Below are 23,434 nucleotides of genomic sequence, written 5' to 3' on the forward strand. Positions count from 1 at the left end.
ACTTAGGAGAATACGATATCGTTTTGTCTTAGTAAATCCAGAAATTCGTCTTCGGAAACGATTTGGACTCCCAATTCCTTCGCCTTATCCAGTTTGGAGCCTGCGCCGGGCCCTGCCAGTAGATGAGTCGTTTTGGAAGAAATGGAACCCACTTTTTTTCCGCCGTAATAGACGATCAGATCCGTCGCTTTTTCCCTAGGTTGAAAATGCTCGAAAGAACCCGTTACGCACCATGTCTGATCTGCAAACGGTCGTTTTTCCGACTTTGCGACAGGGTCCGCTTTCATTTTCAATCCCGCTTTCTTTAAGCGCTCTAAGAGTTTAAGAATTCTTTTATCGGAAAAATTCTCCACGATCGCTTCGACGGTAGAAGGGCCGATTCCGGGAATTTCCATGAGAGTTTCCGATTTTCCTTCTCCCTTTACCGCGTCCAAAATGGAATCCATGGATTCGTATCCGTGTTCGATCAGTAGTTCGGCGACCTTCGGACCGATTTCCCTAAGGCCTAGAGAAGATAGAACAAATCTGAAATCCTTCTTTTTGGATTCCTCTATCCCTTTCAAAATAATGCCGACGCTCTTTTCGCCGTAGCCCTCTTCTTCTAAAAGATTTTCCTTATGCTTTTCCAGTTCGTAGAGATCCGCAATATTCCCGATATATTCCTTGTCATAGAGAAATTCGATCTGCTTTTCTCCGAGTCCTTCTATATCCATCTGTTTGCGGGAACAGAAAAATATGATTCCGTTTTTTACACGATCCGGACAATCCGGATTCGGACAGAATCGATCCACGGAGTCTTCCCTCTTTTCCGTTTTGGTTCCGCAGGAAGGGCAGACCTGAGGAATCTTAAACACTTTCTTTCCGGGAACGACCACTTCCTCCACCGCGGGAATAATTTCTCCGCGTTTGGAAATCCGGACGACGGCGCCGATCCCGATCCCGAGTTCGTCTATATAATCCTGATTGTGCAAGGTCGCGTAAGTGACGGTGGTACCTGCAAGGTTGATCGGTTCTATCCGAGCTCGCGGGGTAATTTTCCCGGTCCTTCCTACGGCATAGTCTATTCCGACGATCTTACTTTCCTTCATCAAAGCGTCGAATTTGAAGGCGCGGGCCCACCGAGGCGAATGGGAAGTATAACCGAGAGACTGTCTTTGAGCCAAGTCGTTTAACTTGATCACCAATCCGTCCGTAGGAAATCCGAGCTTTTCTTTTTTCTTTTTAAACGCCTGGATCGTAGCCGCGACTTCGCTCCCGGAAACCAGCTTAGAATCCGGCGGCACCGGAAATTTCAGAGCTTCCACCCGGTTCATGATTTCCGCATGGGTTTTAAATTTCTGTTTTCGATCGGGAAAAAATGCGTCGTACGTGAATATCCTAAGCGGACGCTTTGCCACATCCAAGGAGCTTTTCTGTTTCAAAGAACCGGAGGTTAGATTTCTAGGATTCGCATAGCGCCCTTCGGACATTTCGTTGAATTCCTCGAATTCCGAATACGTCATGTAAACCTCTCCGCGAAGGTATACTGAAACTTTCTCCTCTAACCGCAACGGAATGCTCCGGATCGTACGAATATTGTCGGTAACGTCGTCCCCGACCCCGCCGGTTCCGCGAGTCACACCGTTGACAAGCAATCCCTCTTCGTAATATAACATAATGGAAGCTCCGTCTATCTTCCATTCCACCGAATACAATCCCTCCGGATCCGTTTTTCGAATCCAATCCAGAATTTCCGCCTCGCTATACGTGTTCTCCAACGAAAGGACCGGCAATTTGTGAGTGAATTTTACGAAGTCCTTTTCCAAATCCGAACCGACGGAAAGAGTAGGGCTCGCAGGATCCATAATTTCAGGGTAGGCTTTTTCCAGATCCTGAAGACGGCGGAACATTTTATCGAATTCGAAATCCGAAATCTTAGGCTCATTCTTTACATAGTACAAATACTGGTGATGTCTGATTTCCTTTTCCAGACTGCGTATTTCTTTTTCCGCCTTTTCGATCGGAGGGGCAAGAAAGGCCGGTGCGTTCGAATCCTGAGCGAGTACGGGTTTCTTTTCGACTTTCTTTTTCGTTTGTACGGAAGTCTTCTTGGATCCTCCGGCTGCTTTTTTTGGCGGCATAACGAATTATAATTTATTAATATTGACCGATACTGACTTTCATATAATCCATCGGATCGGTACGATTGGATTCCCCTATCCAGACTTCGTAGTGTACGTGGGGCCCGGTCACGTTTCCGGTCGCTCCCAAAGTGGCGATCAGTTGTCCCTTATAAACGACATCACCTTCCTTGACCAAAAGTCTGGTGCAATGTCCGTAAAGGCTATAATAGCCGTTCGCATGCTGTATCACTACGTGATTTCCGTAACCCCGCGGGGAATGAATCGCTCTGTACACCCTCCCGTCCCCGGTTGCGTAAATCGGAGTGTTCGGGACATTCGCCAAGTCCACTCCGTCATGGAATTCCATATAACCGAAAGTGGGGGAACGTCTCATACCGTAATAGGAAGTCAGATTGTAGGAAGAAAGCGGTTCTCCGAATGGCAGGGCGTTCATGATTCCATATCTGGAATCCAGAAAATCGTAAACGGAATCCGCAAGATTCCGATTTTTTTCCATCGAGACTCTTACGGAGCGATACCCATAAATCTCGGAAAGATAGGAACGTCCCAGCATCAAATCCTTATCGGCGGTCTCCTCCGATTTCAACTCCGTAAAAGCTATGTTTTCGATGTCGGATTCGTCGGGGAGTTTCAATAATTCTTCGGATTGTCCATCGACCAAAGAATGTATCTCCTGAAGATTTTCGGTCAAAGTTGTAAAATCGTCCCTGATATCGTCCAACTTTTCGCTATATTCGATGTATTCGTCGAAATACTTACCGTATACGGATGCGAGAGCGTTGATCTGGATACGAGTATTATTATATTTTACTATACCTAAAACCGCTATACCCACTATGGAGAAGAGCAGTCCGACCAAAAAGAAAATCGTAAAAATGGAAATTTGAAAATGAAACGATTTATCGAAGCCGTGCGGGATCAGAAGGACGGTTAATCTTTGGTGACCCTTTTCCTTAACCTGGTCGATGCGTTTTTTAATCATCTTTTCCATGGCTGAAATCCCCTCGTAAGAAGGATTTCGGCCAGGAAAGATCGGGTCAAGTGGAAACTAGATCCAAATGGATTCCGTACTTCGGTCTTAATGTGACTAAAGGCTCCATGACTACGGGCTTTTTAGTATTCAGGCGAAATCGAAACGATTTCGCAATCAAAGCCAAAACCAATACGGCTTCGGTTAAGGCAAAAACATTACCTATACAAACCCTCGGGCCTCCCCCGAAAGGCATATACGCGTTTTTAGGCCGTTGTTTCGATTTCTCTTCCTCGAATCGATCCGGATCAAAGGAATCCGGGTTTTCCCAAAACTCCGGATTTCGGTGCAGATTAAAAATGCAAATCGAGATATTCGTATTCGGCGGAACATCGTATCCCCCGAGCCGATCCCAATCCATCGCCCTCCTCTCTATCACCCAAGCGGGAGGATAAAGCCTTAGAGTTTCGTCCACGACTCTGCGCGTATAGATAAGGTTTTGAATGTCCTCTAAAGAAGGGGTTCGATCTCCCAAAACTCGAATCGACTCGGCACGAACTTTTTCGTACGCTTCCGGATGTTGGGACAAAAGATAAAAAGCCCATGACAAAGCATTGGCGGTCGTTTCGTGCCCCGCAAGGAGAAGCGTAATCGCCTCATCCCGAACCTGGATCTCACTCATTCTTTCGCCTGTCTCTTCATCCCTCGCATCCAAAAGCATGGATATGATATCGTTGGAAGGTTTACTCTTTCTTTCCTTGATCAGTTCTTCCACGATCGAGTGCATTTCCCGAATCGCTTTTTTCAATCTGACATTTCCGGGAGTAGGCCAATGAATCGGTGCGGGAAATAGTTTCTTGATCCTCTTGGTAGTCAGCTCTAAAGCGATCGTCAAAGCGGCTTCGATCCGATCGGAATAAGAGGTGACTTCCGCTTTAAAGAGAGTTCTTCCGACGATCGCGAAAGTCAGATGCATCATTTCCTTGGAAACATCCAACAACGGTCTCGATTTCCAATCGTCGATCATCCGATTCGTTTCTTCTGCCATCACCTCTACAAATTCCGAAATTCTTTGGCGATGAAAGGAAGGCTGGATAAGTTTCCGTTGTTTTTTCCAGAATTCCCCTTCGCTGTTCAATAATCCTCTTCCGAGGATTCTGCCCAGCTCTCTATAAAAGACTCCCTTATGGTAGTTTTGGTTGTTTTCCTGCAAGACCCGTCTGATATCCTCGGGTTGAGTGATCAGATGGATCGCGATTTGTCGGATTCCGAATCTTACGGTTTTGCCGTACTTTTCGTGCAACATCCTAAAAAAGCCGATCGTATCCCGGCTTAAGAAAGGCAGATAACGTAATGCAGGAATCCCGAAAGTTCCCGGAGGAAGGTGCACCCTTTTTTCCGGACCTGTTTCCTTTAAAGAAAGCACTGGATAAAACTCCCCGTCCGAACCCGGACGTTTTCTCGAATTTGTCACCCAACCAATCCGAGCTTAAGAGTTTATAGCGGCCGATGCGAATCCAAACACGCTTTTTCTATGAGATAAAAATCTCCGGGCCGAATCTATCTTTGTTCGAAGGAAGTTTCTATAAGCGTTTCCACATCCGTAAGACGAGAATTCGGTAATTGTTGGTCTTGAAATTCTTCGTTCCCTAAATCCGGAGTTTGCATGCTTGTCTCGGCGTCTTCATAGGTTCCTTCGATTTGTTCTTCCACCCAAACTTGCCAATTCGTTTGGTTGGATTCTCCCGCAGGACGAACCAAAATGGAAGAAACCGCGATTACTACTACGGTAAAACCGCTCATCGTAATCCCGGCAATCCACCGGATCCTGGACGTTCTTCTTTTCTGGAAGACCAAGCCGGACATTTGATCGTTCCAGCTTCGGCTTTCCAGACGCCGAGCAATCTCGTCTTCGAGTCGAACTTTATTTTTTTCGTCCATCGCTCTTTTGAACCGCTCCTAATTCTCTAGCTTTCTTGAAAAAAAAGTTTTTTCAGCATCTGCTTTCCGCGGAAGGATCTGGATTTTACCGTTCCTTCCGGGATACCGAGTTTTTGGGCGATTTGTTGTTCCTTATATCCTTCCGAAACTAAAGCAAGGACCGACTTATATTTCCAAGGAAGGTTGGAAATCAGATCCTTTAATTCCAATTCTGCGCCGGTCTCGTCGAATTCCTCTTTAGGATTCAGAATGGAATCTAGGACGACTTTTTCTTTCAGCCTAGAGGCTAGATTTGCCTGGCGAGTCCTTTTTTGGTTCATCCGCAAAGATTCGTTACGCGCGATCGTATATAGCCAGGTACTATGCGAAGATTCCCCCCTGAACTTATTGGCCGCCAAACTTTTGTAAGCGCGAATATACGTTTCTTGGGCAACGTCGTCTATAGAATCGTAAAACTCTTCGTATAGGTTTTTCTTTATTGCGGAGAGCACGATGTGCTTCGTCGAATCGATAAGAAGGGCAAATTCTTTTTGTTCCATGGTTTTTTTCCTCAGTGAAGGAACCCCGGTAGGGGCAATACAATTCTTTCGGGAACGAACAAGTTCAGGGGGAACCCGGGAGCTTCCCAATGCTCTTCGGGCAGGGCCAAGGACTCCTTTTCCTTCCCCCGCTTTCTCTGCTCTGCGGTTAACACCCTTTCGATAGCGAGCCGATGAGCGATCTGGTTCATCCGTATTTCGGATGTGTATTTCCCGATCGATTGTATAAGAATCCGAATCTTGGTCAGATCGGGATTTTCGTCCATCAGCAAGAGTTCCAGTTCGACCTGCTGCGGAGAAAGCAAACGGAGCCACTTTTCATGCTCCTTCTTATACTTACGGTTTATTCTCGCTATTTGTTCGAGCTGAGGCTCGGTAAGAGTATAACGGTTTCTTAAAGATTCTATGTCTCCGAATACGAACCCTGCGGCCCTTTCTTGTCGGAACATAGAGCCCGTCCGAGTGGAATTAGAAAAATTGACGGACTTGGTTTTTACGAATTCTTCCGCGAAGACTTCGAAAGGAAAAATCAGGCTTGCGGATACGAATAGAGCCAACATCCCATTTAGGTACCGTTTGTATTCGATTCTAACCATGATTTTCTCTAAGTAAGACCCCATGCTGCTTCCTGCGTTTCCTAAGATCGACCGTAAAATCTCCATTTTTGAAAAAAACGCGACCTTAAGAAGGTAGGAGAACATAATTCCGCTTTTTGAGGAGTTTGTTCGGAAAAATTCTTTTCCACTTCGTTTATTGGACTTCAATTCGCATATGAGCCGTTCTCCTTCCTCTAACGCTCCGCCGCCGATCTCTACCTGGTTCGAGAGGGAGCAAAAACGACTCTTTGTCATTTTTTCCCTGGCCTTATGTTTCGGAATCCCTGCTTCCATCGATCTTTCTATAGAGCGGGAATATGTTCTTCGAACGAATCACGCCGGCAATTACAGGTCCTTACGACCGGCAACTGTCGCGATCGTTCCGGGCGCCTCCGTATATAAAAACGCCCCTTCCCCCGTACTTAAAGATCGATTGGATTGCGCGGTGGAATTATACAAACAGGGAAAAGTACGGAAGATCCTTTTGTCCGGAGATAACGGATCGAGCTATTACAACGAAGTCAAACCAATGCTCCTTTACGTTTTGGAAAGAAAAGTGAATGAAAGGGACGTCTTTGTGGATCACGCGGGTTTCCGGACCTTGGATACTTTGGTTCGCGCAAAGCAAATCTTTCAAGTAAAGGATGCGATCTTTGTCAGTCAAAAATTCCACCAACCCAGGGCGGCTTTTATCGCAAAAAAGATCGGGCTGGAATTCCAATCCTACGAATCGGATCGTAGACCTTACGTCAGCGGACCGTTTAGTCGAGTTCGAGAATTCTTTGCGAGAACTCTTGCTTGGGTCGATATGAATTTGGCAAATACGGCGCCGAAATATCTCGGAAATCCTTACCCGATAGAAGGAAGCGGCATCAAAACTTGGAAAGGTTCGGTACTTTAAGACAAGGAAAAATCGTTGTAGCGCATGTGTTCGTAGATTTCCCGAACCGCATCTTTGACGGAAATCTTAGGCTCCCAACCCAAATCTCTCAACTTGGAATTATCTCCCCTGGAACGAAGCATCTCTGCGGGACGAATCCGACTCGGATCGACTTCGGGAAGGATTGCTTCTCCGGTAAACTCGATCAACCAATTCAGAATCTGGGAAATCTTAGTCTCGGTTCCGGAACAGATATTATAGATTTCCCCCGACTTTCCCTTTTCCGACAAAAGAACGTATGCGGAAATCACGTCTTGAACATGCAAAAAATCCCGAGTCGGATTCAGATCCCCGACCATGATTTTTTTCGGCGAACCTTTGACCGACCGAGACAAAGATTGCACTTCTAAAATCTGCCTACAGAAATTCGGAACGACGAATTTCGGATTCTGGCCTATCCCGATATGATTGAAGGGTCTCGCGACTACGGTTTCGAGGGATTCGCTACTTCTAGAATATTGCAGGCAATAGGTTTCGGCTGCGACTTTTGAGGAAGAATACGGATTGAGAGGAATAGGAACCGCTCTCTCTGAAACCGGAAGATTTTCCGGCTTTAAATTCCCATACACGTCCGCGGAGGAGACGTACAAAAACCGAATCTTACGTCCGGATTTTGCAAGCGATTCGAGTAAATTCAGAGTACCGCCGACGTTAATCTCCAGCGTCTCGATCGGATCTTCGATCGCTTTTGGAACGAAGGCCTGGCCCGCCAGGTGAAAAACGACATCAGGGGCAAAATCGTCCAAAACTCTAGCAAGGTTCGCGGAATCCCGAAGGTCGCAGGCGCGAAAAGCAAAGGACGAAGTCTTAGTTTGCTCCCGAAGGCCTAAACCCAGAACCTCGCATCCGGGCCGTTTCAGGAGCTCGCGGACAAGATATGTCCCTACAAATCCTTCTGCACCGGTTACCAGACATTTCATGGAACGAAAGATCGGCAAAAACCGAACAAAAATACGATTGTTTTGTCCACAGAGAAAAAAACAATCGAATAAAAGTCCCGGGCCTTATGGAAGAACGATCCCCAGACATCATCGAAATTAAAGACGCTGCTGTGAACGTTCGGGAGCTGATGGAAGAAATCGAATCCCGTCTAGCCAGGCGTCCTGTTACTAAAGAGGAATTGGAAAAACTCTCCCGTTGGAAGTTTTCTCCCGAATCCCCGGAGGGGTATCGAGAGTTCGATGCCGCGGAAACAGCCCATCTTTTCGAGAAAGGGATCGCTCCTCCGAAATTTACGAATCCTAAGTTTCGATTCATTCGCGGACCTTTGCGCTGGATCTTCATCAGCATGGTGGAGTTCTACGCGTTTTTGGACAAGAAACTCGCAGAGAATAGAACCCGCGCATTTTACAGCGTATTAAACGAACTGATTCTCCTAAGAGGGGATCATGAAAAACTGAAGCGGAAGTTCGAACGTTTTTATAACGAATTTGTTGAATTGAATTATTCCCTACGCAGGGAAATAAAGCCCGAGTTTCTCTGGTCCAGCGAATTCCTGTACGAAGAGGAAACGTTGGAAGAGAGTGAAAAGCTTCTCGTTTCCATGATCGCTCCCGCCGATTCGGTATTGGTATTGAATCCGGAATGGGGTAAGTTCCTAAAACATCTTCTGAAAGCACAGATTGAATTTCGCTGCGTCTCCTGGAATGCGAACCAATACGAATTTATAAAAGAGCAAATCTACAACTCCGCTGAAAACCTTTCTTTCGACGAGTTGCTTCCTCCGCCTCCTCTTCCTTCAAAAATCGTAATGCCTTCGAATCTTTGTCTCTTGCCGAATTGGGTCTTGGAAAAACTGTTCCGGAATTTAGCCCAAAAATCCGCGCCCGGGACAGAGCTTCTCTTTCGGTATTCCAATTTTTCCAACCGGTTCGCTTCACCATTTCAGCCGGTTTTACTGACTCAGATCGGAGAATCGTCTTTAAGGGAATTTCTCCGCAAGTTAGGATTTAAAAACGTAGCCGAGACGAAAGTCGGCGACGGATTTGCCGTAGTCAGCTTTAGAAAATGAAAGTATACCAACATATCACCGAATTCCGCGATCAGGACGGGATCGGAAACGATATCAAAGGGATACAATCCGCTCTGGAATCGATACGAATTCCCTCGGAAATCGTGTGCTTGGCTGATCTAAGTTCCGGAAAACTGCCGGTTCAAAATTTTTATCATATAGATTGGACCGACATCCCCGGTAATGATCAAGTCCACATCCTCCAGTACGGAGGTCCGGGATATCCGCTGGACGATTTTCTTGCGTTACGCGGAAGAAAATTCATTAGGTTTCAAAATGTCACTCCTCCGGCTTTTTTCCAACCTTTCCTGGAAGAAGATATGTTCCAACTCTTCTCGTTGGAATTTAAAAAATCCGTTATAGAATTGCATAAGATGAAACGATATGTGCAGGCCTTTCTACCGAGTTCGAAATTCAGCGCCTCCAATCTGGAGGATCTGAACATAACTCATTCGAAAGTTCTCCCGATAGTCAGAAAATACGTTTGGTCGGAAAGAAATCGTCGGAAAAAAAACGGTCATACTTTGGGCTTTGTCGGAAGATTGATTCCTAACAAAAAAATCGAGGATTTGCTTCTATTAGTATATTTCCTAAAGCGAATCAATAGTAAATATAGAATCCTAATATGCGGATCAGTCCCGACTTACTTCGAGGAATATTTCGCTAAACTGAAAAAAATGGCCTGGGACCTAGGTTTGGGAGAAAACCTACAGTTCAGAATGGGACCGACCGACCAAGAAATGGATCGCTTTTGGGATGAAATGGACGCGTACGTCAGTATGAGCGAACATGAAGGATTCGGAATTCCCTTGGTAGAAGCCTTAAGTAAAGATTTACCGGTCTTTGCATATTCCTGCACAGCCGTACCTGAAACTCTTCGCGGTGCCGGATTTTTATTTAATAACAAGGACTTAAACGGCCTGAGAAAATTGGCCGAATGGATCCATCTGATCCTCCAAACCGAAGGTTCCGGAAAACCTTTAACCGGAGAAGGAGCGTCGATTAAGCGAAGAGAAGTTGTGGAAGAATATAATTCCATTCCCTTCGAACGTTTCTTTAAGCAACTTTTGACGATTCGAGAAAAGGCTTCCTCCGCGTATTAAGAATGGCACGACAAAATATTCATCAATTCGCGGCGGGTTTTAATTTGGGAGACGCGATTTCGAACGAAATGCAATCCCTGAAGTCCGTATTCCGAAGACTAGGCTATTCATCCGAAATTTTTGCCGAAAATACCGGTCCGGGAACCGGAGCGCTGGTTAAGAAGTACAAATATTGTCACGCGAAAAATAAGGATATCATATTCTATCACCATTCCATCCATTCTTCCGTGTTCGAGTATATACAGAGAATGAAATGTCCGAAGGTCCTGGTTTATCACAACGTTACTCCTCCTTCTTATTTCGAAAAGTACGATCTGAAGCTGACTTATCTTTTAGGGCAAGGACGCGAAGAGCTCTCGCAGATACGCGATGAATTCAATGCGGTATTCGCGGTTTCGGATTTCAATAAAAGGGAATTGGAGGAATTAGGCTACGAAAACGTAAAAATATTACCCATAACGTATCAAATTCCGCCCAAACCGAACTTCGTTGCTCCCCGCACGGATGAATTACAGTTCAGGGGACCTAGATTTCTGTTTGTGGGAAGAATTACGCCGAATAAAAAACAGGACGATCTGATCCGATTCGCTTATTATTACTCCAAGACATTCGGTCCCGATTTCCAACTTTTTCTGGTCGGGTTCAGTTCCAAAGAATTGTACCTCTATCGAGAGGAGCTGGAACGGATGTTGGATTTTTACAAGTTGAGACAGAACGTTATCATTACCGACTTTTTGTCCGACGAAAGTCTACAGAGGATTTACAGGGAATGCGACCTATTCATTTCCATGAGCGAGCACGAGGGGTTTTGCGTTCCGTTGCTGGAAGCAATGGTTCACGGAATTCCGGTAATGGCCTACGATGCCGGAGCGGTCCGTGAAACTCTTTCCGGAGCGGGAGTCTTATTTAAGGAAAAACGAATGGACCTACTCGTTGAACTCGCTAACAAGATCGTAAACGACCCTGAATTAAATCGTGCCGTTCTGAAGACTCAAGAAGAACGGATCGGCAATTTTTCCAGAGTTCGCCCAGAATCCATTTTGAGGCCGGTCCTTGCAGAACTCGCGTAGACGATTAGCCATAGTAACTCCCATTTTTTCCGATCGCATTTCCGGCGGTTCGGAAAGATTGATTTTTTCCTATACTTTGATGCTTTCCAAATTTTACGAAGTGACGGTATTGTCCACGCGGACTTTGGACTATATTACTTGGAAAAACCAGATCCCCATCAAAGAACTCACCCCGGTACAGCTCGGCCCGGATACCGAAAAAAAAATCTCCTCCGAATGGTTGCCTGCCGATTCCGAAAACCGCATTCGAATCCTGCGTTTTTCGGTGGATAAGGAACGGAACATTCGTAAATTCAATAAATTCTCCGATAAAGTACTGAAAGAACGTGCTTATTCCTCCTTCCTGACGGGGACATTCACTTCTCAAGAAGATCGAGAATGGACTTGGATCGATATGCAAGGACCTTATTGTCCCGATTTGATCCAATATATAGAAACGAATGAAAGGGACTACGACCTCTTCATTTTCGTATCCTACCTATATTATCCGATGGTCCACGGATTGCCTCTAGTCGCGAAAAAGTCCCTCGTTATACCCACTCTACACGACGAGCCCCCGGCTAAATTATCGATTTATAAAAATTTGTTCAAAGACGATTCCGCCTACAGTTTCAACACTCCCGAGGAACGAAACTTATTCGAAAACATATACGGGTTTTCACCTTCGATAGAAGCGGTGATCGGCATGTATCTCGAAATTCCGGACCAGAACTCCACGGCCCGCAAGCCTACTAAGACGGAGGAAAGCCCATGCGATTTCCTATATGTCGGAAGGATAGACGAAGGAAAAGGCGTATCCGAACTCGTGGACTTTTTCGGAGAGTGGCAATCTAGATCGGGAAGAAAGGATCGTCTTTTACTCGCCGGAAAAGGCGATATGAAATTGATGCATAAGCTGACGAAAAACCCTTTCGTTCTGGCGTTGGGATTTTTAGAGGAATCGGAAAAAGCTCGCCATATAGCGGAAGCGGATCTCCTGATCAACCCGTCCCCCATGGAGAGTTTTTCCATTATCCTGATGGAAGCCTGGATCCGAAGAACGCCGGTCTTAGTGAACGGCCGATCCGATGTGCTGCGCGGGCACTGCATCCGCAGCAACGGAGGACTTTACTACGTGGACCGGGAAAGTTTCATTGCAACGACGGAATATTTAGTCTCGCATCCGAAGGAAAGAGAAGCGATGGGCAATAGCGGACGCAGATACGTGGAGCTGAATTTCAACCCGGAAACCGTGGAAAAGAAACTGATCGGTATCGTGGAACGTACGATTCGCAGACGTTATTCGGAGTAAATTCCTACCGTAGACCGGAATTAGGACTCTTTCTTTTCCATTAAACGAATCATCAATTTGTTCATAGATTCGATTTCCGGACCGCTCAAAGTCTGAAACCTTTCCCGGACACAATTGGTGAATTTCGAATCCAGCTTCTGAAAGATTCTTTTGCCGTTCGAAGTGAGGCCTAGGTCCCAGGCCCTTCTATCATCCTCGTTCCGAATGGAGTCCAATAAACCTTTCGCCCTTAGTTTTTCTATCAATACCGTAATGTACGCGGGGCTGACGTCGAGTTCTTTGGCTAAATCGGCCGATCTTAATCTCTCGTTCGGATAAAGACTTCGAAGAACGATGAATTCGTTCATGGTGTACCCTTCGCGGGAAATCAAATTGCCGAATTCCTTTTTCAGATCCCTGGAGAATGTCCGGAATCGTTCCGACAATTCCTGAAGAGTATCGACTTTTACTCGTGCCATTCCATTTATCCGATTAATAATTAACCCGGTTAAATATCAGACCTGGGAAACTTAAGAATCCTTTCCACATTTTTCCGAGGAGCCTTCTTTTTCCGGAGAGGGAACCGTTCAAAGTCGGTTCAGATATTCTTCCAAAGTTTCGACCATTTTTTCGTGTAACTTTCCGTTCGAAGCGATAATATTGGACACGTAAGGATGAAAATCGTTATTATCGAACGTACTCAATTTACCGCCGGCTTCTTGTAGGATTGCGGCGGCGGCGGTCATATCCCAAGGCTTGAGGTCTTCTTCCCAAAACGCATCGAACTTACCGTCCGCAACCCAGCATAGATCCAATCCTGCGGATCCTGTTCTTCTTATCCCTCTGGATCGGAGAAGAAAGTTCTTAAGATTAAAGATCAATCTGTCTATCCGATCACCCTTGTCGTAAGGAAATCCGGTGCAAAGAAGCGCGTTTTTCAACTCTTTCGTTTTTGAAACCGAGATGGAAACTTGATCGCGAAAAGCGCCTCCGCCGGACATGGCGTGGTACACTATTCCGAGTGCCGGCAAAGGAACGATTCCCATAACCGCATTCCTGGTTTCCACATCCTCCAAACCGATGCACACGCAGTAAAAAGGAATCCGATGGGAATAATTCACCGTACCGTCCAAAGGATCGATAATCCATTTAAACCTAGTCCGTCCTTCGTAAACGGAACCTTCTTCCCCTAAAATATGGTCTTCCGGAAAAACACGACGAATTTCGTTAACGATCAGATTTTCCGATCCTTTGTCCGCTTTGGTCACCAGATCGGATTCGATGTTCCCCTTGTAGGAAATCGACAAATCTTCCTCTTCATGAGTTCTGACTAGGAATTCCATCACCGTAGGAACGAAATTCAGGAAATGTTGGTATCTGATTTTGATGTCGTTTTCGTAGCTCATGCGGTTCGGTTTTCAGGTTTTGGTTTAACCTGTCGGAAGACGGTATTTCGTAAAGGAAGATACCTCGGTTCGCTTTCTTTAAATTTTTTGTTCTTTAGAAGCGGAGCCTAGGAATTCCTTTGCTTTGTTTCTATGTTCTTCCTTGATAAAAATCGTCGCAGCTTGAATCACTGCCGCGATTACCGCCGCATCATCTAGATAGCCTGCCCCGAGAAAAACGTCGGGAATCACGTCCCAAGGCGTTAAAAAATAGGTCAACGCTCCGGCAATGGTAAGTTTCGCCTTAAGCGGAGTGTCCGGATCTAGCATTGCGAAATATAAGGCGATGGCATCCGGCAAAAAAGGGACTTTTCCGGCGACCTTCTTGACTTTTTCCCAAAACCCTTTTTTTACCGATTCGATCTTATCTTCTTCCATCGTCGCCTTAAGTGTATGTCGGGTCGGAAAGCCTTCCAAGTAAATTTCTCAGAAATTATCCGTGCTTTTCTCGAATCTAAGAAATCGTTCCGGAACGGGCAAAATTACCGACACCTCCTCCTTGGAAAACGGATCCACGAATTCCAGATGATAGGACAAAAGAAGGAGCCCGAAAGACTGAAAGATCTGCGCGTTTTTGGAATAGAGCAAATCCCCTACTACGGGGGCTCTAAGACTTTGCATATGAACCCGTATCTGGTGAGTCCTTCCGGTCTCGAGAAGGGCCTCGACTAAAGAAAATTTTCGACCGTTTTTGGAGACGACCGTTTTCAGGACCTTATAATGAGTTAAGGAAGGACGACCTTTCGAAGTGACCGTCATTTTCAATCTTTCCGTAGGATGTCTTCCTATAGGTAAATCCACGGTGCCTTCGCCGTCCGGCAAAGAGCCTTGCGTCCAAGCCAGATATTTTTTCGTGATTTTTCGCGTCCGAAACAACTCGGAAAGTCTTGCATGAGCCGTGTCGTTCTTAGCGACCAACATCAATCCTTCGGTAGGCTTATCCAAACGGTGGACGATTCCAGGTCTTGCCTCCCCACCGATCCGGGAAAGCTCCTTAAATTTATATAGAAGGCCGTTCACCAATGTCGCTGATCGATCTCCCGGGCCGCTATGGGATGCGATTCCGGCGGGTTTGCGAATAATCATATACTCCGGAGTCTCTTTCAGAACTTCCAGATTCATCTGGATGGGTTCCAAATTTAGGGGAGGTTTGGGTGGAACGGAAATTTCGAAAGTTTCTCCGGGTCTAACTTTGTAGGAGGCCTTATCTATTTTCTTTCCTGAAGCGTCTTTTACCCAACCGGAATCGATCCAGTGCTGAACGGATGCACGGGAAATTTCATCTCCTAAAGTTTCCTTCAGGAATTTATCGATTCGAGCACCTTCCCATTCCGGGTCCACTTCGGAACGCAATTCCATATTCATCGATCCTACTCCTTTGACTGTCGCCGAATATCATGAATTCCGATCTCGGTTAATTGGTAAAAAAGATTTCCCATTTTCTTAGAATTCGTATATTTTGGATAAATTCACCGTAAACTTACCCTCTTCCATCAAAGGACGGATATAACATGGCTAAAAAAATTCTTAACTTCCTGTTAGTCGGTGCAACGGCTTTTTCACTTTCTTTCTGCGCTTCGTCGGAAACGAAAGAGCAGCCGGCGCCCGAACCGCAGGCACAAACCAATGCGAATGATAGCTCTGCAGCCTCATCACGTAGCATAGATCTGGGCTCTCCGGAAGGAATCGCGAATACATTTAACGATAAGATCAAAGATTTCCGTTATCCAGATGGAATTACTCGTCCGGGATTCAGCTACAAAAAAGCAGACGTAAGTGCAGGCGATTTTAGCGAATGGTCCAAAGCAAACGTTGCCGTTCTGAAGGACGCTCTCGGAAAACTTCCGGATTCCTGGGTTCTACAAATCACCGGTCATACCGATCAAGTCGGCCCGGAAGAAGCAGAAGGCGATAAAAAAGGAAACGTTTTCTACGGGGATATCCGTGCTAAAGCGGTCAAACAAGCCCTGGTAAAACAAGGAATTCCTGCAAATAGAATCGTTACGAAAAGCGCCGGTTCTTCTTCCCCAGTTTCCGGCTTAGAGGCAAAAGATCCTAAAAACCGCAGAGTCACTTTCAGCTTTGTGGCAGGAACCGCTTCTGCACCGCCCGCACAACCGGAAGCGCAACAGCAACAACCGAGCAGCAACCCGCCGCAACAGCAATAAGACGCTGTAAGAAAGACAAAGAGGACAGGATGTCTCTCTTTCAAAAAACGGGGACACAAAAGCCCCGTTTTTTTGTACCGCCTTCCCCTTAATCTAACCCCGGGGAAATCATTTTTTCCGGCAACACCCATTGGTCGAACTGGTCGCTCGTCAATAAACCTAGCTCTATACCGGATTCTTTTAGGCTTGTGCCTTTCTTGTGAGCATTTTTGGCGATTTTCGCCGCGTTATCATATCCGATATGCGGGTTTAAAGCCGTCACCAGCATTAAGCTGTTTCGAAGATGCTCTGCAATTTTCTCCTTATTGGCCACGATTCCCCTAGCGCAATGCTCTTCGAAAGAAACGGCGGAATCCGAAAGAATGCGGATCGAATTCAATACGTTATGGATGATCAAAGGCTTAAACACGTTTAGTTCGAAATTTCCGGAAGCGCCTCCTATGTTGACTGCGACGTCGTTCGCGATGACCTGCGCAGCGACCATAGTCATTTGTTCGGATTGAGTCGGGTTCACCTTACCGGGCATGATGGAGGATCCGGGTTCGTTTTCTGGTATGGAAATCTCGCCGATTCCGCAACGAGGTCCCGAAGAAAGCCAACGGATATCGTTCGCGATTTTCATAAACGATGCTGCCACGGTCTTTAGAACTCCGTGAGTTTCGACCAGCGAATCGTGAGCCGCGAGAGCTTCGAATTTGTTTTCCGCCGAAACGAAAGGAAGACCGGTTTCTTTCGAGATCTGGGAAGCGGCACGTAATGCGAATTCCGGATGGGTGTTCAATCCTGTTCCGACCGCGGTGCCGCCCAATGCGAGCCTATAAACGGAAGGAAGACAAGCCTTAACCCTCTCGATATTATAATCCAACTGCTTGACATAACCGGAAAACTCCTGCCCTAACGTGAGAGGAGTCGCATCCTGCAGGTGGGTTCTTCCGATTTTAATAATATCCTTGAATTCTCCCGTTTTTTTACGAAGAGTATCCCTGAATTGTTCCAAAGCGGGAATCAGTTTTTTAACCAATTGCTCCGCCGCAGCGATATGCATCGCTGTCGGAAACGTGTCGTTCGAGGATTGAGCCTTGTTTACATCGTCGTTGGGATGGATCGGCTTCTTGGAGCCCTTCGTTCCTCCGGCGAGTTCGATCGCACGATTGGAAATAACCTCGTTGGTGTTCATATTCGTCTGGGTTCCCGAACCGGTCTGCCATACGCTTAAAGGAAAATGCTCGTCCAGTTTGCCCGAAATGACTTCATCTGCGGCTTGAACGATCAATTTCCTTTTTTCTTCAGATAAAAGGCCGAGCTCCGCATTTACTATGGCGGCGGATTTTTTCAATATTCCTAGGGCACGGATCATTTCTCTCGGGAATCGGTCGTTACCGATATGAAAATGATGCAATGACCGTTCCGTTTGAGCGCCCCAATATTTAGAGTCGTCTACTTCGATCTCTCCCATAGAGTCGGTTTCGATCCTAGTTTTCATGGATCCTCCAGAGTCATATAAGTTAGGATTGTTAGGCAGGACGCGAAAATGCGAGGTTACTCTTCCCGGAACTTACGAAGAGTGTCCGCCAATGCAGCGAATTCCGGATTCTTTGCAGTGACGTTCTCCAGATATTCCAGAACGGAGTCCAGCCAGGCGGAATCGAATTCGAGTTCCTTCCGTATGAACACATGTCGGACGGAATTCATAGAGCGAATCTCGATATATCTCCGCTTCTGGTCATAGTATATGAGGTCGGCAACTTTGTCTTTTCCGAATTCGGGGGAAGCGACGGTGTTCACAACTTCGTCCAACCAGATCAATCCGTTGTTATTTCGGTCCACATAATCGATGACTTTCTGCAGTTTCGGAGGAATCAACAGGGACTTCTCCTTGGGACCGACGATAACACCTAAGGACTTTTTACGTTTTGTCTGAGACTCCGTGCTTTCCGATTTTGGAGAGGATTGTTTCTGTGCGTTCACGTTCTTGGCGGATCCGATCGATTCATCGAGGGTTTCGAAATCCTTCTTTTCCGTCGAGGCGACTGCAATTCCGAAAAGCCCGAGAATCCATTCCAGCAATCGAACGATCCAGGATTTAGAATCCTGCTCAGCCTTACGTTTTTGTTTTTCCGTTTCTTTTTCCCACTCCGAAATCGCTTTCGATAGCCGCAACTGTTCGTCTATCGCGACTTCGGAATCCACTCCCTCGGTTACTTCCCGCAAAAAAGCATAAATCCCTTTTGCTTGACCGTTCTTGCGGATCATATTATGAACGGAGGTTCTCTTATCCTTGGTGTACAAAAATGCCGGGATAACGTTTTCCAAAGCAAGGGTCAAAAGTCCCGGAGCGGATCCGGTCGCCTTTTCTCTTTTCAGAATATCGTTTCTGCTTTTTATTTTCTCCAATATTTGATCTAGAATTTCCGCCTTATTCAACCCGGCCGCTTGGATCGCCGCGTCTTTCAATTTAATGGAATTCTGATCGACTACCAACGGTTCCTTGGTCTCGCGGATACGGATCACGATATCGGTGAATGCGAGATTGATTAAAGATTCCTTTCTCAGCGTTGAAAGGGAATTCATCGATTGGATCAAAACTTCGAACGCCTGGAGAAAAAGATCCGATCCCTCCCAGTTTTTTCCGGAAGTAAAAGCCGGGTGTCTCCGAAGTTCCGCAAGAAACTCCGATCCCTGCATCATTCCGTCCGACTGGATCCAACTCGTCTGTTCGGCAGGAAGGAGATGAAAGAGAATCCTTCTCGCCAGAGAAATAAAGATCTCGTAAACGATTTCCATCTCCGTCTCTTCGTTAGTGGCTCCCGTCTTAGGATCCGGAGATGAGTCGTTTATCAATTCGTCCAAAGAGGGCTGTACTAGATGAAACTCCTGATGAAGTTGCAGCAAAGGGGGACGGTTTCCCCTTCTCTCCAGCGCGGTGATTGCATCACCTTCGGTCTTAATTTGTGCGAGAAATTCGGAAATCTCGGGCGGCTTTTTGGATAGAATCGAAACGAAAGTTCCGAGAATTTCCTCGTTCAGCTTTAGATTCCGATGTAGAAAGGATTCCATGGAGAACGTAATCAGATTTCTCATGGACAAGGACAGATTTTTAGAATCCTGAAAATCGACTGGATTTCCTTTTTCGTCGGTGTTTATATATTGTCTCTGAACCCATTCTCTTAGTTCTCCGCTGTTTTTCTTTTCCATAAGGATGAAATCCCGACGGTGAATGAACTGTAAAAACGCGGAGGCGCTTTGCGCCAGACAAGCGAGCTTTATTTTTTGAACCTGCTCGGATTTTCTGGATGCCGGTCTTAAAACTACGTTAGAAAGTCCTAATTCCTTAGTCTCTTCCGAGACGAACATATACTGGTATAAAACGAAACCGTTCTTATTCTCGAAATACGTTAGATCCGCCGGCTTTAGAAATTGAAGTTGCTCGAATTTCGCTAGAGCAAAAGGGGATTGATTGAATAAAAAGAAGTTCTCCACTCCTTTTTCGATCAAATCCAAGTCCCGCATCGCTTTCGGATTGGTTTGGAGGAGCAGATTTCGGAGTTCCTCTTCCGGAATCAAATCCACTCTTTCCGGAGGGACGATTCCTAATTCTTGGGCAGGAAGTCCTAGTTCGGGCGAGGTTTTTGGAGATCTATCCGCTTCGGGCATAATGTTTCTCTCTTTTCGCCCCGGAGATTCCCTAGCGATATTGCTTCAGGTACATTCTCGGAGAAGGCGACTTCTTTCTTGAGCTTCGAAACCGACCCGTCGGCCTTTCTTCCGAAACTTTCCTTATGCCCGCATCAAACCTTCCAAAAAAGCGATATATTTCTCCCTTCCCGGATACGGTCTTCTTGCGGTACCGCTTTGGACGGCGGCTTCCGCTACTGCAGGCGCTACATGGTATAAGACGCGCTGATCGAACGGTTTCGGAATCAAATAGTCTGGGCCAAATTTGAATTTTTCCCCTCCATAAGCCGCGCTCACGGATTCCGGTACGTCCAAACGGGCAAGTTCCGCAAGCGATCTCGCTGCCGCCAATTTCATTTCCAGTGTAATATGTCTGGCTCGAATATCCAAGGCCCCGCGGAAAATAAATGGGAAACCCAAGACGTTATTTACTTGGTTCGGATTATCGCTTCTACCGGTTCCCATGATCAAATCCGATCTTACACTTTTGGCGACAGAATACGGAATTTCCGGATCGGGGTTTGCCAACGCGAAAATCACCGGAGATTTTGCCATGGATCGGACCATCGACTCGTCGACCATATCTGCAGCGGAAACACCTACAAAAACGTCCGCATTTTGCATGACGTCCGCCAAGGTCCTGGCTTTGGTATTTTGCACATACTTCTTCTTGGTCTCGTTTAGGTCGGTACGTTCGTGATGAATCACTCCTTTGGTATCCACCAAAAAGATGTTTTCTTTCCTCACCCCGATATGTTGCACCAACTCCGCGATCGCAATACCGGCGGCTCCGGCTCCGCAGATCACAAGCTTAATTTCGCTAGGCCGTTTTCCGTTCAGCTCGAAAGCATTTAAGAGCCCTGCTACGGTAATGATTGCCGTACCGTGCTGGTCGTCGTGGAAAACGGGAATATTCATCTTTTGTATGAGTTGTTCTTCGATATAAAAGCTTTCCGGAGCTTTAATGTCCTCCAGATTGATTCCGCCGAACGTAGGTTCTAGCATTTTCACCGCGTTCACGAACTCTTCCGGATTCTTCGCGTCCACCTCGATGTCGAAAACGTCGATTCCCGCGAATTTCTTAAACAATACGGCCTTCCCTTCCATGACCGGTTTCCCGGCCGCCGGACCAATATCTCCTAATCCTAAAATCGCGGTGCCGTTAGTGATAATTCCGACAAGATTTCCCTTGTTCGTGTATTCATAGACTAGGTCCGGATTTTCTTTGATTTCCAGACAAGGATAAGCTACCCCGGGAGAATAGGCCAAAGAAAGATCATAGGAATCGCGAGTCGGTTTTGTGGGAACTACTTCGATTTTGCCTTTAGGGTGCTGAGAATGATATTCGAGCGATTTTTCTCTCATACGAATAGACCAACTTTTTTGCAAATAGGCTTCGATTCTATCTTAATTCCGAACTTTTCCTTTTCGAATTAGCCGCGGGAATCCGGTTTCTCGCTTACGCAAGTCAAAGCCGAAGTCGATTCATTTACCGACACAAAACTTACTGAAAATTCTACCCAGGACTTCTTCCGTGTCCACCCGTCCGTTCACTTCTCCGATTTCGTCGAGAGCTATATCGATTTCCTTAATGTACACTTCCGCAGGAGCGTTTTCACCGATCAGGGCGAGACACGCGTTCAGAGAGCGGACGATGGAGAGAAAATGATAACGATTTCTTTCCTCCAAAAGGACATAATCTTCCGAGCTCTCCAAGCTTTGCAGCTTTTCGGAAATTTCACGGATCAATTCGTCGATACCCTGTCTCGTTTTGCAGGAAACCTCGCACACGACCGCGTCGGAAAGTATGTTTCGGATCGCGGAAGGATTCCAGCCGGGACTCGCAATGTCGAATTTATTGGCGGCAATCACGGCTCCGTTCAGTTTGGAAAGGTTGGATCGCGCAAACTCTCCCCAGTCGATTTCTTGGGATAGATCGATTACGAACACTCGCACGTCCGCCGAAGAAAATTCCTTTTCGCTCCTTTCGATTCCCATTCTTTCCACCTTGTCGCCGGTCTCCCGGACCCCGGCCGTATCCGTAAGGCGAATCGGAATCCCGGCAAGCAGAAACTCCTCGCTCACATAATCCCTGGTAGTCCCGGGAATATCGGAGATAATGGACCTTTCACGCCCGAGGATCAAATTCATCAGGCTGGATTTTCCCGTATTGGGTTCCCCGTACAAAACCACTCGGCTTCGTTCCAGAAGAGTTTCCGCTTGGCCGGATTTTTTCAGCAGGTTTTCGCAGGTTTCCAAAACCTTTCGAATCCGATTCTTTCTCTGCACTAAAGATTCGAAGGTAAGATCTTCGGTGGAAAAATCGATTTCCGCTTCGCATTCCGCTTTTAACGAAACCAATTGGCTGCGAAGATTCGAAGCGAGGCGGGAAAGTTCTCCGAAAGCGTTCTTCTGGGCGAGTTCCAATTCGAAACGCGATCTGGCCTGGATGATCCGACCGATCGCTTCGGCTTCGTTCAAATCCAACTTCCCGTTCAAGAAAGCGCGCTTCGTAAATTCCCCTTGTTTCGCGGGTCTTGCTCCGGATCGAAAAAGACACTCGAGAATTTCTCTTAATAAAATCGGATTTCCGTGCGCATGAATTTCACAAAGATCCTCGCCGGTGAACGAGTTCGGTCCGGGGAAAAAAACAACCACGACTCGATCCAACTTTCTGTCATGATCGACAAAGTTGAGAGTATACGCGTGCCTGGGTTGAACAGAAATCCGGTTGGACTCGGATTCGATTCCTCTAAGGTGTAAAAGGGAGATTTTCAGCGCATCCGGACCGGAGATCCGTAGGATTCCGATTGCTCCGGCTCCGGAGGCGGTTGAAACGGCGGCAATGGTATCGGCCACTGCCGTTTCAGTAATCGTTCACTTCTTCGAGAAGATCGCCGTTAGGGCTTTTATCGACCACGTCTTTGTATTTGTGACGATCCTTCATCGGAATAATACGGACTTTTTTATAAGTACCGTTTCCTTCCGAACGGGTAAATACCTTCTCGTTCTCCTGGAGCGCCATGTGGACGATCCTTCTTTCGAAAGGGTTCATCGGCTCCAGTAATTTCGATTTTCCCGATTTTGCGACGGAGGCAGCCACGGATTTACTCAAACGGATCAGGGAAAGTTCCCGCTTGTCGCGATAAGATTCCGTATCCAAAACGATTTTTCGACCGTGACGGATCTTAGAATCGACCATCAGGTTCACCAAAAATTGAAGAGCATCCAGAGTTGCTCCCCTTTTTCCGATGATCAAACCCGATTCCCGACTCGTGACTTCGATGTAAATTTTTCCGTCCACATCGCCCATTCCGACTACTTCCGCTTCGATTCCCATCTTACGGAGTAAAGTAATCACTACTCCGTGTATGATTTTCTCCGCCGGAAGATCCACGTTCAGAACGAAAGCCCGAATCACTGCGGGCTTCTTTTGGGTTAATCCTAGAAATCCGGATTTTCCGGATTCCACCGTCTCGAATCTAACGTCCCCGGAGTCCAATCTTAAAGTCTTAAGAATGAATTCTTCCGCTTCGACTTTTGTTTTTCCTTCAGCTTCGAATATATAGTTTTCCATATCGTT

Annotated in this window: 22 protein-coding genes; 6 read left to right on the forward strand and 16 right to left on the reverse strand. The window is 46.5% G+C overall.

Features of this window, described 5'->3' with window-relative positions; all coding sequences use genetic code 11:
- Positions 1-2: 2 nt before the first annotated feature.
- From ligA to EHO61_RS11740, 6 genes are all read right to left on the reverse strand, one after another.
- Complete coding sequence (gene ligA, locus EHO61_RS11715; RefSeq protein ID WP_135813761.1) at positions 3-2,120, reverse strand: NAD-dependent DNA ligase LigA; 2,118 nt, start codon at positions 2,118-2,120, stop codon at positions 3-5.
- A 16-nt stretch (positions 2,121-2,136) separates the two neighbouring features.
- Positions 2,137-3,114, reverse strand: a complete 978-nt coding sequence (locus EHO61_RS11720; RefSeq protein WP_135813762.1) for a peptidoglycan DD-metalloendopeptidase family protein — start codon at positions 3,112-3,114, stop codon at positions 2,137-2,139.
- Between the two features lie 46 nt (positions 3,115-3,160).
- Entirely contained in the window at positions 3,161-4,519 is a 1,359-nt protein-coding gene (locus tag EHO61_RS11725) for a cytochrome P450 (protein WP_135813821.1), read from the reverse strand.
- Between the two features lie 134 nt (positions 4,520-4,653).
- Positions 4,654-5,034: a hypothetical protein gene (locus tag EHO61_RS11730; RefSeq protein WP_135813763.1), complete on the reverse strand. Its 381-nt coding sequence runs from the start codon at positions 5,032-5,034 to the stop codon at positions 4,654-4,656.
- 26 nt (positions 5,035-5,060) lie between these two features.
- Positions 5,061-5,573, reverse strand: a complete 513-nt coding sequence (locus EHO61_RS11735; protein WP_135766979.1) for an RNA polymerase sigma factor — start codon at positions 5,571-5,573, stop codon at positions 5,061-5,063.
- A gap of 11 nt (positions 5,574-5,584) precedes the next feature.
- Positions 5,585-6,193 (reverse strand): Spy/CpxP family protein refolding chaperone, encoded by a 609-nt coding sequence (locus tag EHO61_RS11740; RefSeq protein ID WP_246032108.1) that lies wholly within the window; start codon positions 6,191-6,193, stop codon positions 5,585-5,587.
- Between the two features lie 151 nt (positions 6,194-6,344).
- On the opposite strand from EHO61_RS11740, the gene EHO61_RS11745 reads away from it, so the two are divergent.
- Positions 6,345-7,070: a SanA/YdcF family protein gene (locus EHO61_RS11745; protein WP_135813764.1), complete on the forward strand. Its 726-nt coding sequence runs from the start codon at positions 6,345-6,347 to the stop codon at positions 7,068-7,070.
- Here the strand turns inward: EHO61_RS11745 and EHO61_RS11750 are convergent.
- Positions 7,067-8,029 (reverse strand): NAD-dependent epimerase/dehydratase family protein, encoded by a 963-nt coding sequence (locus EHO61_RS11750; RefSeq protein WP_135813765.1) that lies wholly within the window; start codon positions 8,027-8,029, stop codon positions 7,067-7,069. The genes EHO61_RS11745 and EHO61_RS11750 overlap by 4 nt on opposite strands.
- A gap of 86 nt (positions 8,030-8,115) precedes the next feature.
- Between EHO61_RS11750 and EHO61_RS11755 the strand changes: the two genes are divergently transcribed.
- Genes EHO61_RS11755 through EHO61_RS11770 form a run of 4 tightly spaced genes read left to right on the forward strand, consistent with a single transcriptional unit; the run spans position 8,116 to position 12,584 of the window.
- Positions 8,116-9,120, forward strand: coding sequence for an LIC_10202 family protein (locus EHO61_RS11755; protein WP_135813766.1), 1,005 nt, complete (start codon positions 8,116-8,118; stop codon positions 9,118-9,120).
- The gene (locus EHO61_RS11760) at positions 9,117-10,223 is read left to right on the forward strand and encodes a glycosyltransferase family 4 protein (RefSeq protein ID WP_135813767.1); all 1,107 of its coding nucleotides are present in this window, start codon (positions 9,117-9,119) and stop codon (positions 10,221-10,223) included. The genes EHO61_RS11755 and EHO61_RS11760 overlap by 4 nt, the downstream gene beginning before the upstream one ends.
- A gap of 2 nt (positions 10,224-10,225) precedes the next feature.
- Complete coding sequence (locus EHO61_RS11765; protein WP_135813768.1) at positions 10,226-11,293, forward strand: glycosyltransferase family 4 protein; 1,068 nt, start codon at positions 10,226-10,228, stop codon at positions 11,291-11,293.
- On the forward strand, positions 11,277-12,584 hold the full coding sequence (locus tag EHO61_RS11770; RefSeq protein WP_135813769.1) for a glycosyltransferase family 4 protein: 1,308 nt from the start codon (positions 11,277-11,279) through the stop codon (positions 12,582-12,584). Before EHO61_RS11765 ends, EHO61_RS11770 begins: the two co-directional genes overlap by 17 nt.
- A gap of 20 nt (positions 12,585-12,604) precedes the next feature.
- On the opposite strand, the gene EHO61_RS11775 is transcribed toward EHO61_RS11770, so the two are convergent.
- The 4 genes from EHO61_RS11775 to EHO61_RS11790 all read right to left on the reverse strand — a co-directional run bounded on the left by EHO61_RS11775 (position 12,605) and on the right by EHO61_RS11790 (position 15,373).
- On the reverse strand, positions 12,605-13,042 hold the full coding sequence (locus EHO61_RS11775; protein ID WP_135813770.1) for a MarR family winged helix-turn-helix transcriptional regulator: 438 nt from the start codon (positions 13,040-13,042) through the stop codon (positions 12,605-12,607).
- A 108-nt stretch (positions 13,043-13,150) separates the two neighbouring features.
- Complete coding sequence (locus EHO61_RS11780) at positions 13,151-13,969, reverse strand: inositol monophosphatase family protein (protein ID WP_135813771.1); 819 nt, start codon at positions 13,967-13,969, stop codon at positions 13,151-13,153.
- 78 nt (positions 13,970-14,047) lie between these two features.
- The gene (locus EHO61_RS11785; RefSeq protein ID WP_135813772.1) at positions 14,048-14,386 is read right to left on the reverse strand and encodes a YkvA family protein; all 339 of its coding nucleotides are present in this window, start codon (positions 14,384-14,386) and stop codon (positions 14,048-14,050) included.
- A 48-nt stretch (positions 14,387-14,434) separates the two neighbouring features.
- A complete protein-coding gene (locus EHO61_RS11790; protein ID WP_135813773.1) occupies positions 14,435-15,373 on the reverse strand; it encodes an RluA family pseudouridine synthase in 939 nt (312 codons plus the stop codon).
- 146 nt (positions 15,374-15,519) lie between these two features.
- Here EHO61_RS11790 and loa22 point away from each other — a divergent pair, with 146 nt between their 5' ends.
- Entirely contained in the window at positions 15,520-16,176 is a 657-nt protein-coding gene (gene loa22 / locus EHO61_RS11795) for an OmpA family outer membrane lipoprotein Loa22 (protein WP_135813774.1), read from the forward strand.
- Positions 16,177-16,264: 88 nt separating this feature from the next.
- Here the strand turns inward: loa22 and fumC are convergent, their stop codons facing one another.
- The 5 genes from fumC to jag form a co-directional block, all read right to left on the reverse strand.
- On the reverse strand, positions 16,265-17,659 hold the full coding sequence (gene fumC, locus EHO61_RS11800) for a class II fumarate hydratase (protein ID WP_135813775.1): 1,395 nt from the start codon (positions 17,657-17,659) through the stop codon (positions 16,265-16,267).
- Between the two features lie 56 nt (positions 17,660-17,715).
- Positions 17,716-19,830: a hypothetical protein gene (locus tag EHO61_RS11805; RefSeq protein ID WP_135813776.1), complete on the reverse strand. Its 2,115-nt coding sequence runs from the start codon at positions 19,828-19,830 to the stop codon at positions 17,716-17,718.
- Between the two features lie 123 nt (positions 19,831-19,953).
- Positions 19,954-21,216 carry a malic enzyme-like NAD(P)-binding protein gene (locus EHO61_RS11810; RefSeq protein ID WP_135813777.1) on the reverse strand — a complete coding sequence of 421 codons (1,263 nt, stop codon included), beginning with the start codon at positions 21,214-21,216 and terminating at the stop codon, positions 19,954-19,956.
- 120 nt (positions 21,217-21,336) lie between these two features.
- Entirely contained in the window at positions 21,337-22,710 is a 1,374-nt protein-coding gene (mnmE, locus tag EHO61_RS11815) for a tRNA uridine-5-carboxymethylaminomethyl(34) synthesis GTPase MnmE (protein ID WP_135813778.1), read from the reverse strand.
- A gap of 7 nt (positions 22,711-22,717) precedes the next feature.
- The gene (jag, locus tag EHO61_RS11820) at positions 22,718-23,428 is read right to left on the reverse strand and encodes an RNA-binding cell elongation regulator Jag/EloR (RefSeq protein WP_135766994.1); all 711 of its coding nucleotides are present in this window, start codon (positions 23,426-23,428) and stop codon (positions 22,718-22,720) included.
- Positions 23,429-23,434: the final 6 nt, after the last annotated feature.

The organism is Leptospira fluminis, assembly GCF_004771275.1.
Taxonomy (GTDB): Bacteria; Spirochaetota; Leptospiria; order Leptospirales; family Leptospiraceae; genus Leptospira_B; species Leptospira_B fluminis.

Excerpts from the sequence above, each read along its gene's own strand:
- EHO61_RS11805 (WP_135813776.1), bottom strand. The coding sequence starts at position 19,830 with ATGCCCGAAGCGGATAGATCTCCAAAAACCTCGCCCGAACTAGGACTT.
- EHO61_RS11810 (WP_135813777.1), bottom strand. The coding sequence starts at position 21,216 with ATGAGAGAAAAATCGCTCGAATATCATTCTCAGCACCCTAAAGGCAAA.
- EHO61_RS11730 (WP_135813763.1), bottom strand. The coding sequence starts at position 5,034 with ATGGACGAAAAAAATAAAGTTCGACTCGAAGACGAGATTGCTCGGCGT.
- EHO61_RS11750 (WP_135813765.1), bottom strand. The coding sequence starts at position 8,029 with ATGAAATGTCTGGTAACCGGTGCAGAAGGATTTGTAGGGACATATCTT.
- loa22 (WP_135813774.1), top strand. The coding sequence starts at position 15,520 with ATGGCTAAAAAAATTCTTAACTTCCTGTTAGTCGGTGCAACGGCTTTT.
- EHO61_RS11755 (WP_135813766.1), top strand. The coding sequence starts at position 8,116 with ATGGAAGAACGATCCCCAGACATCATCGAAATTAAAGACGCTGCTGTG.
- EHO61_RS11765 (WP_135813768.1), top strand. The coding sequence starts at position 10,226 with ATGGCACGACAAAATATTCATCAATTCGCGGCGGGTTTTAATTTGGGA.
- jag (WP_135766994.1), bottom strand. The coding sequence starts at position 23,428 with ATGGAAAACTATATATTCGAAGCTGAAGGAAAAACAAAAGTCGAAGCG.
- EHO61_RS11780 (WP_135813771.1), bottom strand. The coding sequence starts at position 13,969 with ATGAGCTACGAAAACGACATCAAAATCAGATACCAACATTTCCTGAAT.
- EHO61_RS11720 (WP_135813762.1), bottom strand. The coding sequence starts at position 3,114 with ATGGAAAAGATGATTAAAAAACGCATCGACCAGGTTAAGGAAAAGGGT.
- EHO61_RS11735 (WP_135766979.1), bottom strand. The coding sequence starts at position 5,573 with ATGGAACAAAAAGAATTTGCCCTTCTTATCGATTCGACGAAGCACATC.
- EHO61_RS11745 (WP_135813764.1), top strand. The coding sequence starts at position 6,345 with ATGAGCCGTTCTCCTTCCTCTAACGCTCCGCCGCCGATCTCTACCTGG.
- fumC (WP_135813775.1), bottom strand. The coding sequence starts at position 17,659 with ATGAAAACTAGGATCGAAACCGACTCTATGGGAGAGATCGAAGTAGAC.
- EHO61_RS11785 (WP_135813772.1), bottom strand. The coding sequence starts at position 14,386 with ATGGAAGAAGATAAGATCGAATCGGTAAAAAAAGGGTTTTGGGAAAAA.
- EHO61_RS11760 (WP_135813767.1), top strand. The coding sequence starts at position 9,117 with ATGAAAGTATACCAACATATCACCGAATTCCGCGATCAGGACGGGATC.
- EHO61_RS11775 (WP_135813770.1), bottom strand. The coding sequence starts at position 13,042 with ATGGCACGAGTAAAAGTCGATACTCTTCAGGAATTGTCGGAACGATTC.
- EHO61_RS11790 (WP_135813773.1), bottom strand. The coding sequence starts at position 15,373 with ATGAATATGGAATTGCGTTCCGAAGTGGACCCGGAATGGGAAGGTGCT.
- ligA (WP_135813761.1), bottom strand. The coding sequence starts at position 2,120 with ATGCCGCCAAAAAAAGCAGCCGGAGGATCCAAGAAGACTTCCGTACAA.
- EHO61_RS11740 (WP_246032108.1), bottom strand. The coding sequence starts at position 6,193 with ATGGGGTCTTACTTAGAGAAAATCATGGTTAGAATCGAATACAAACGG.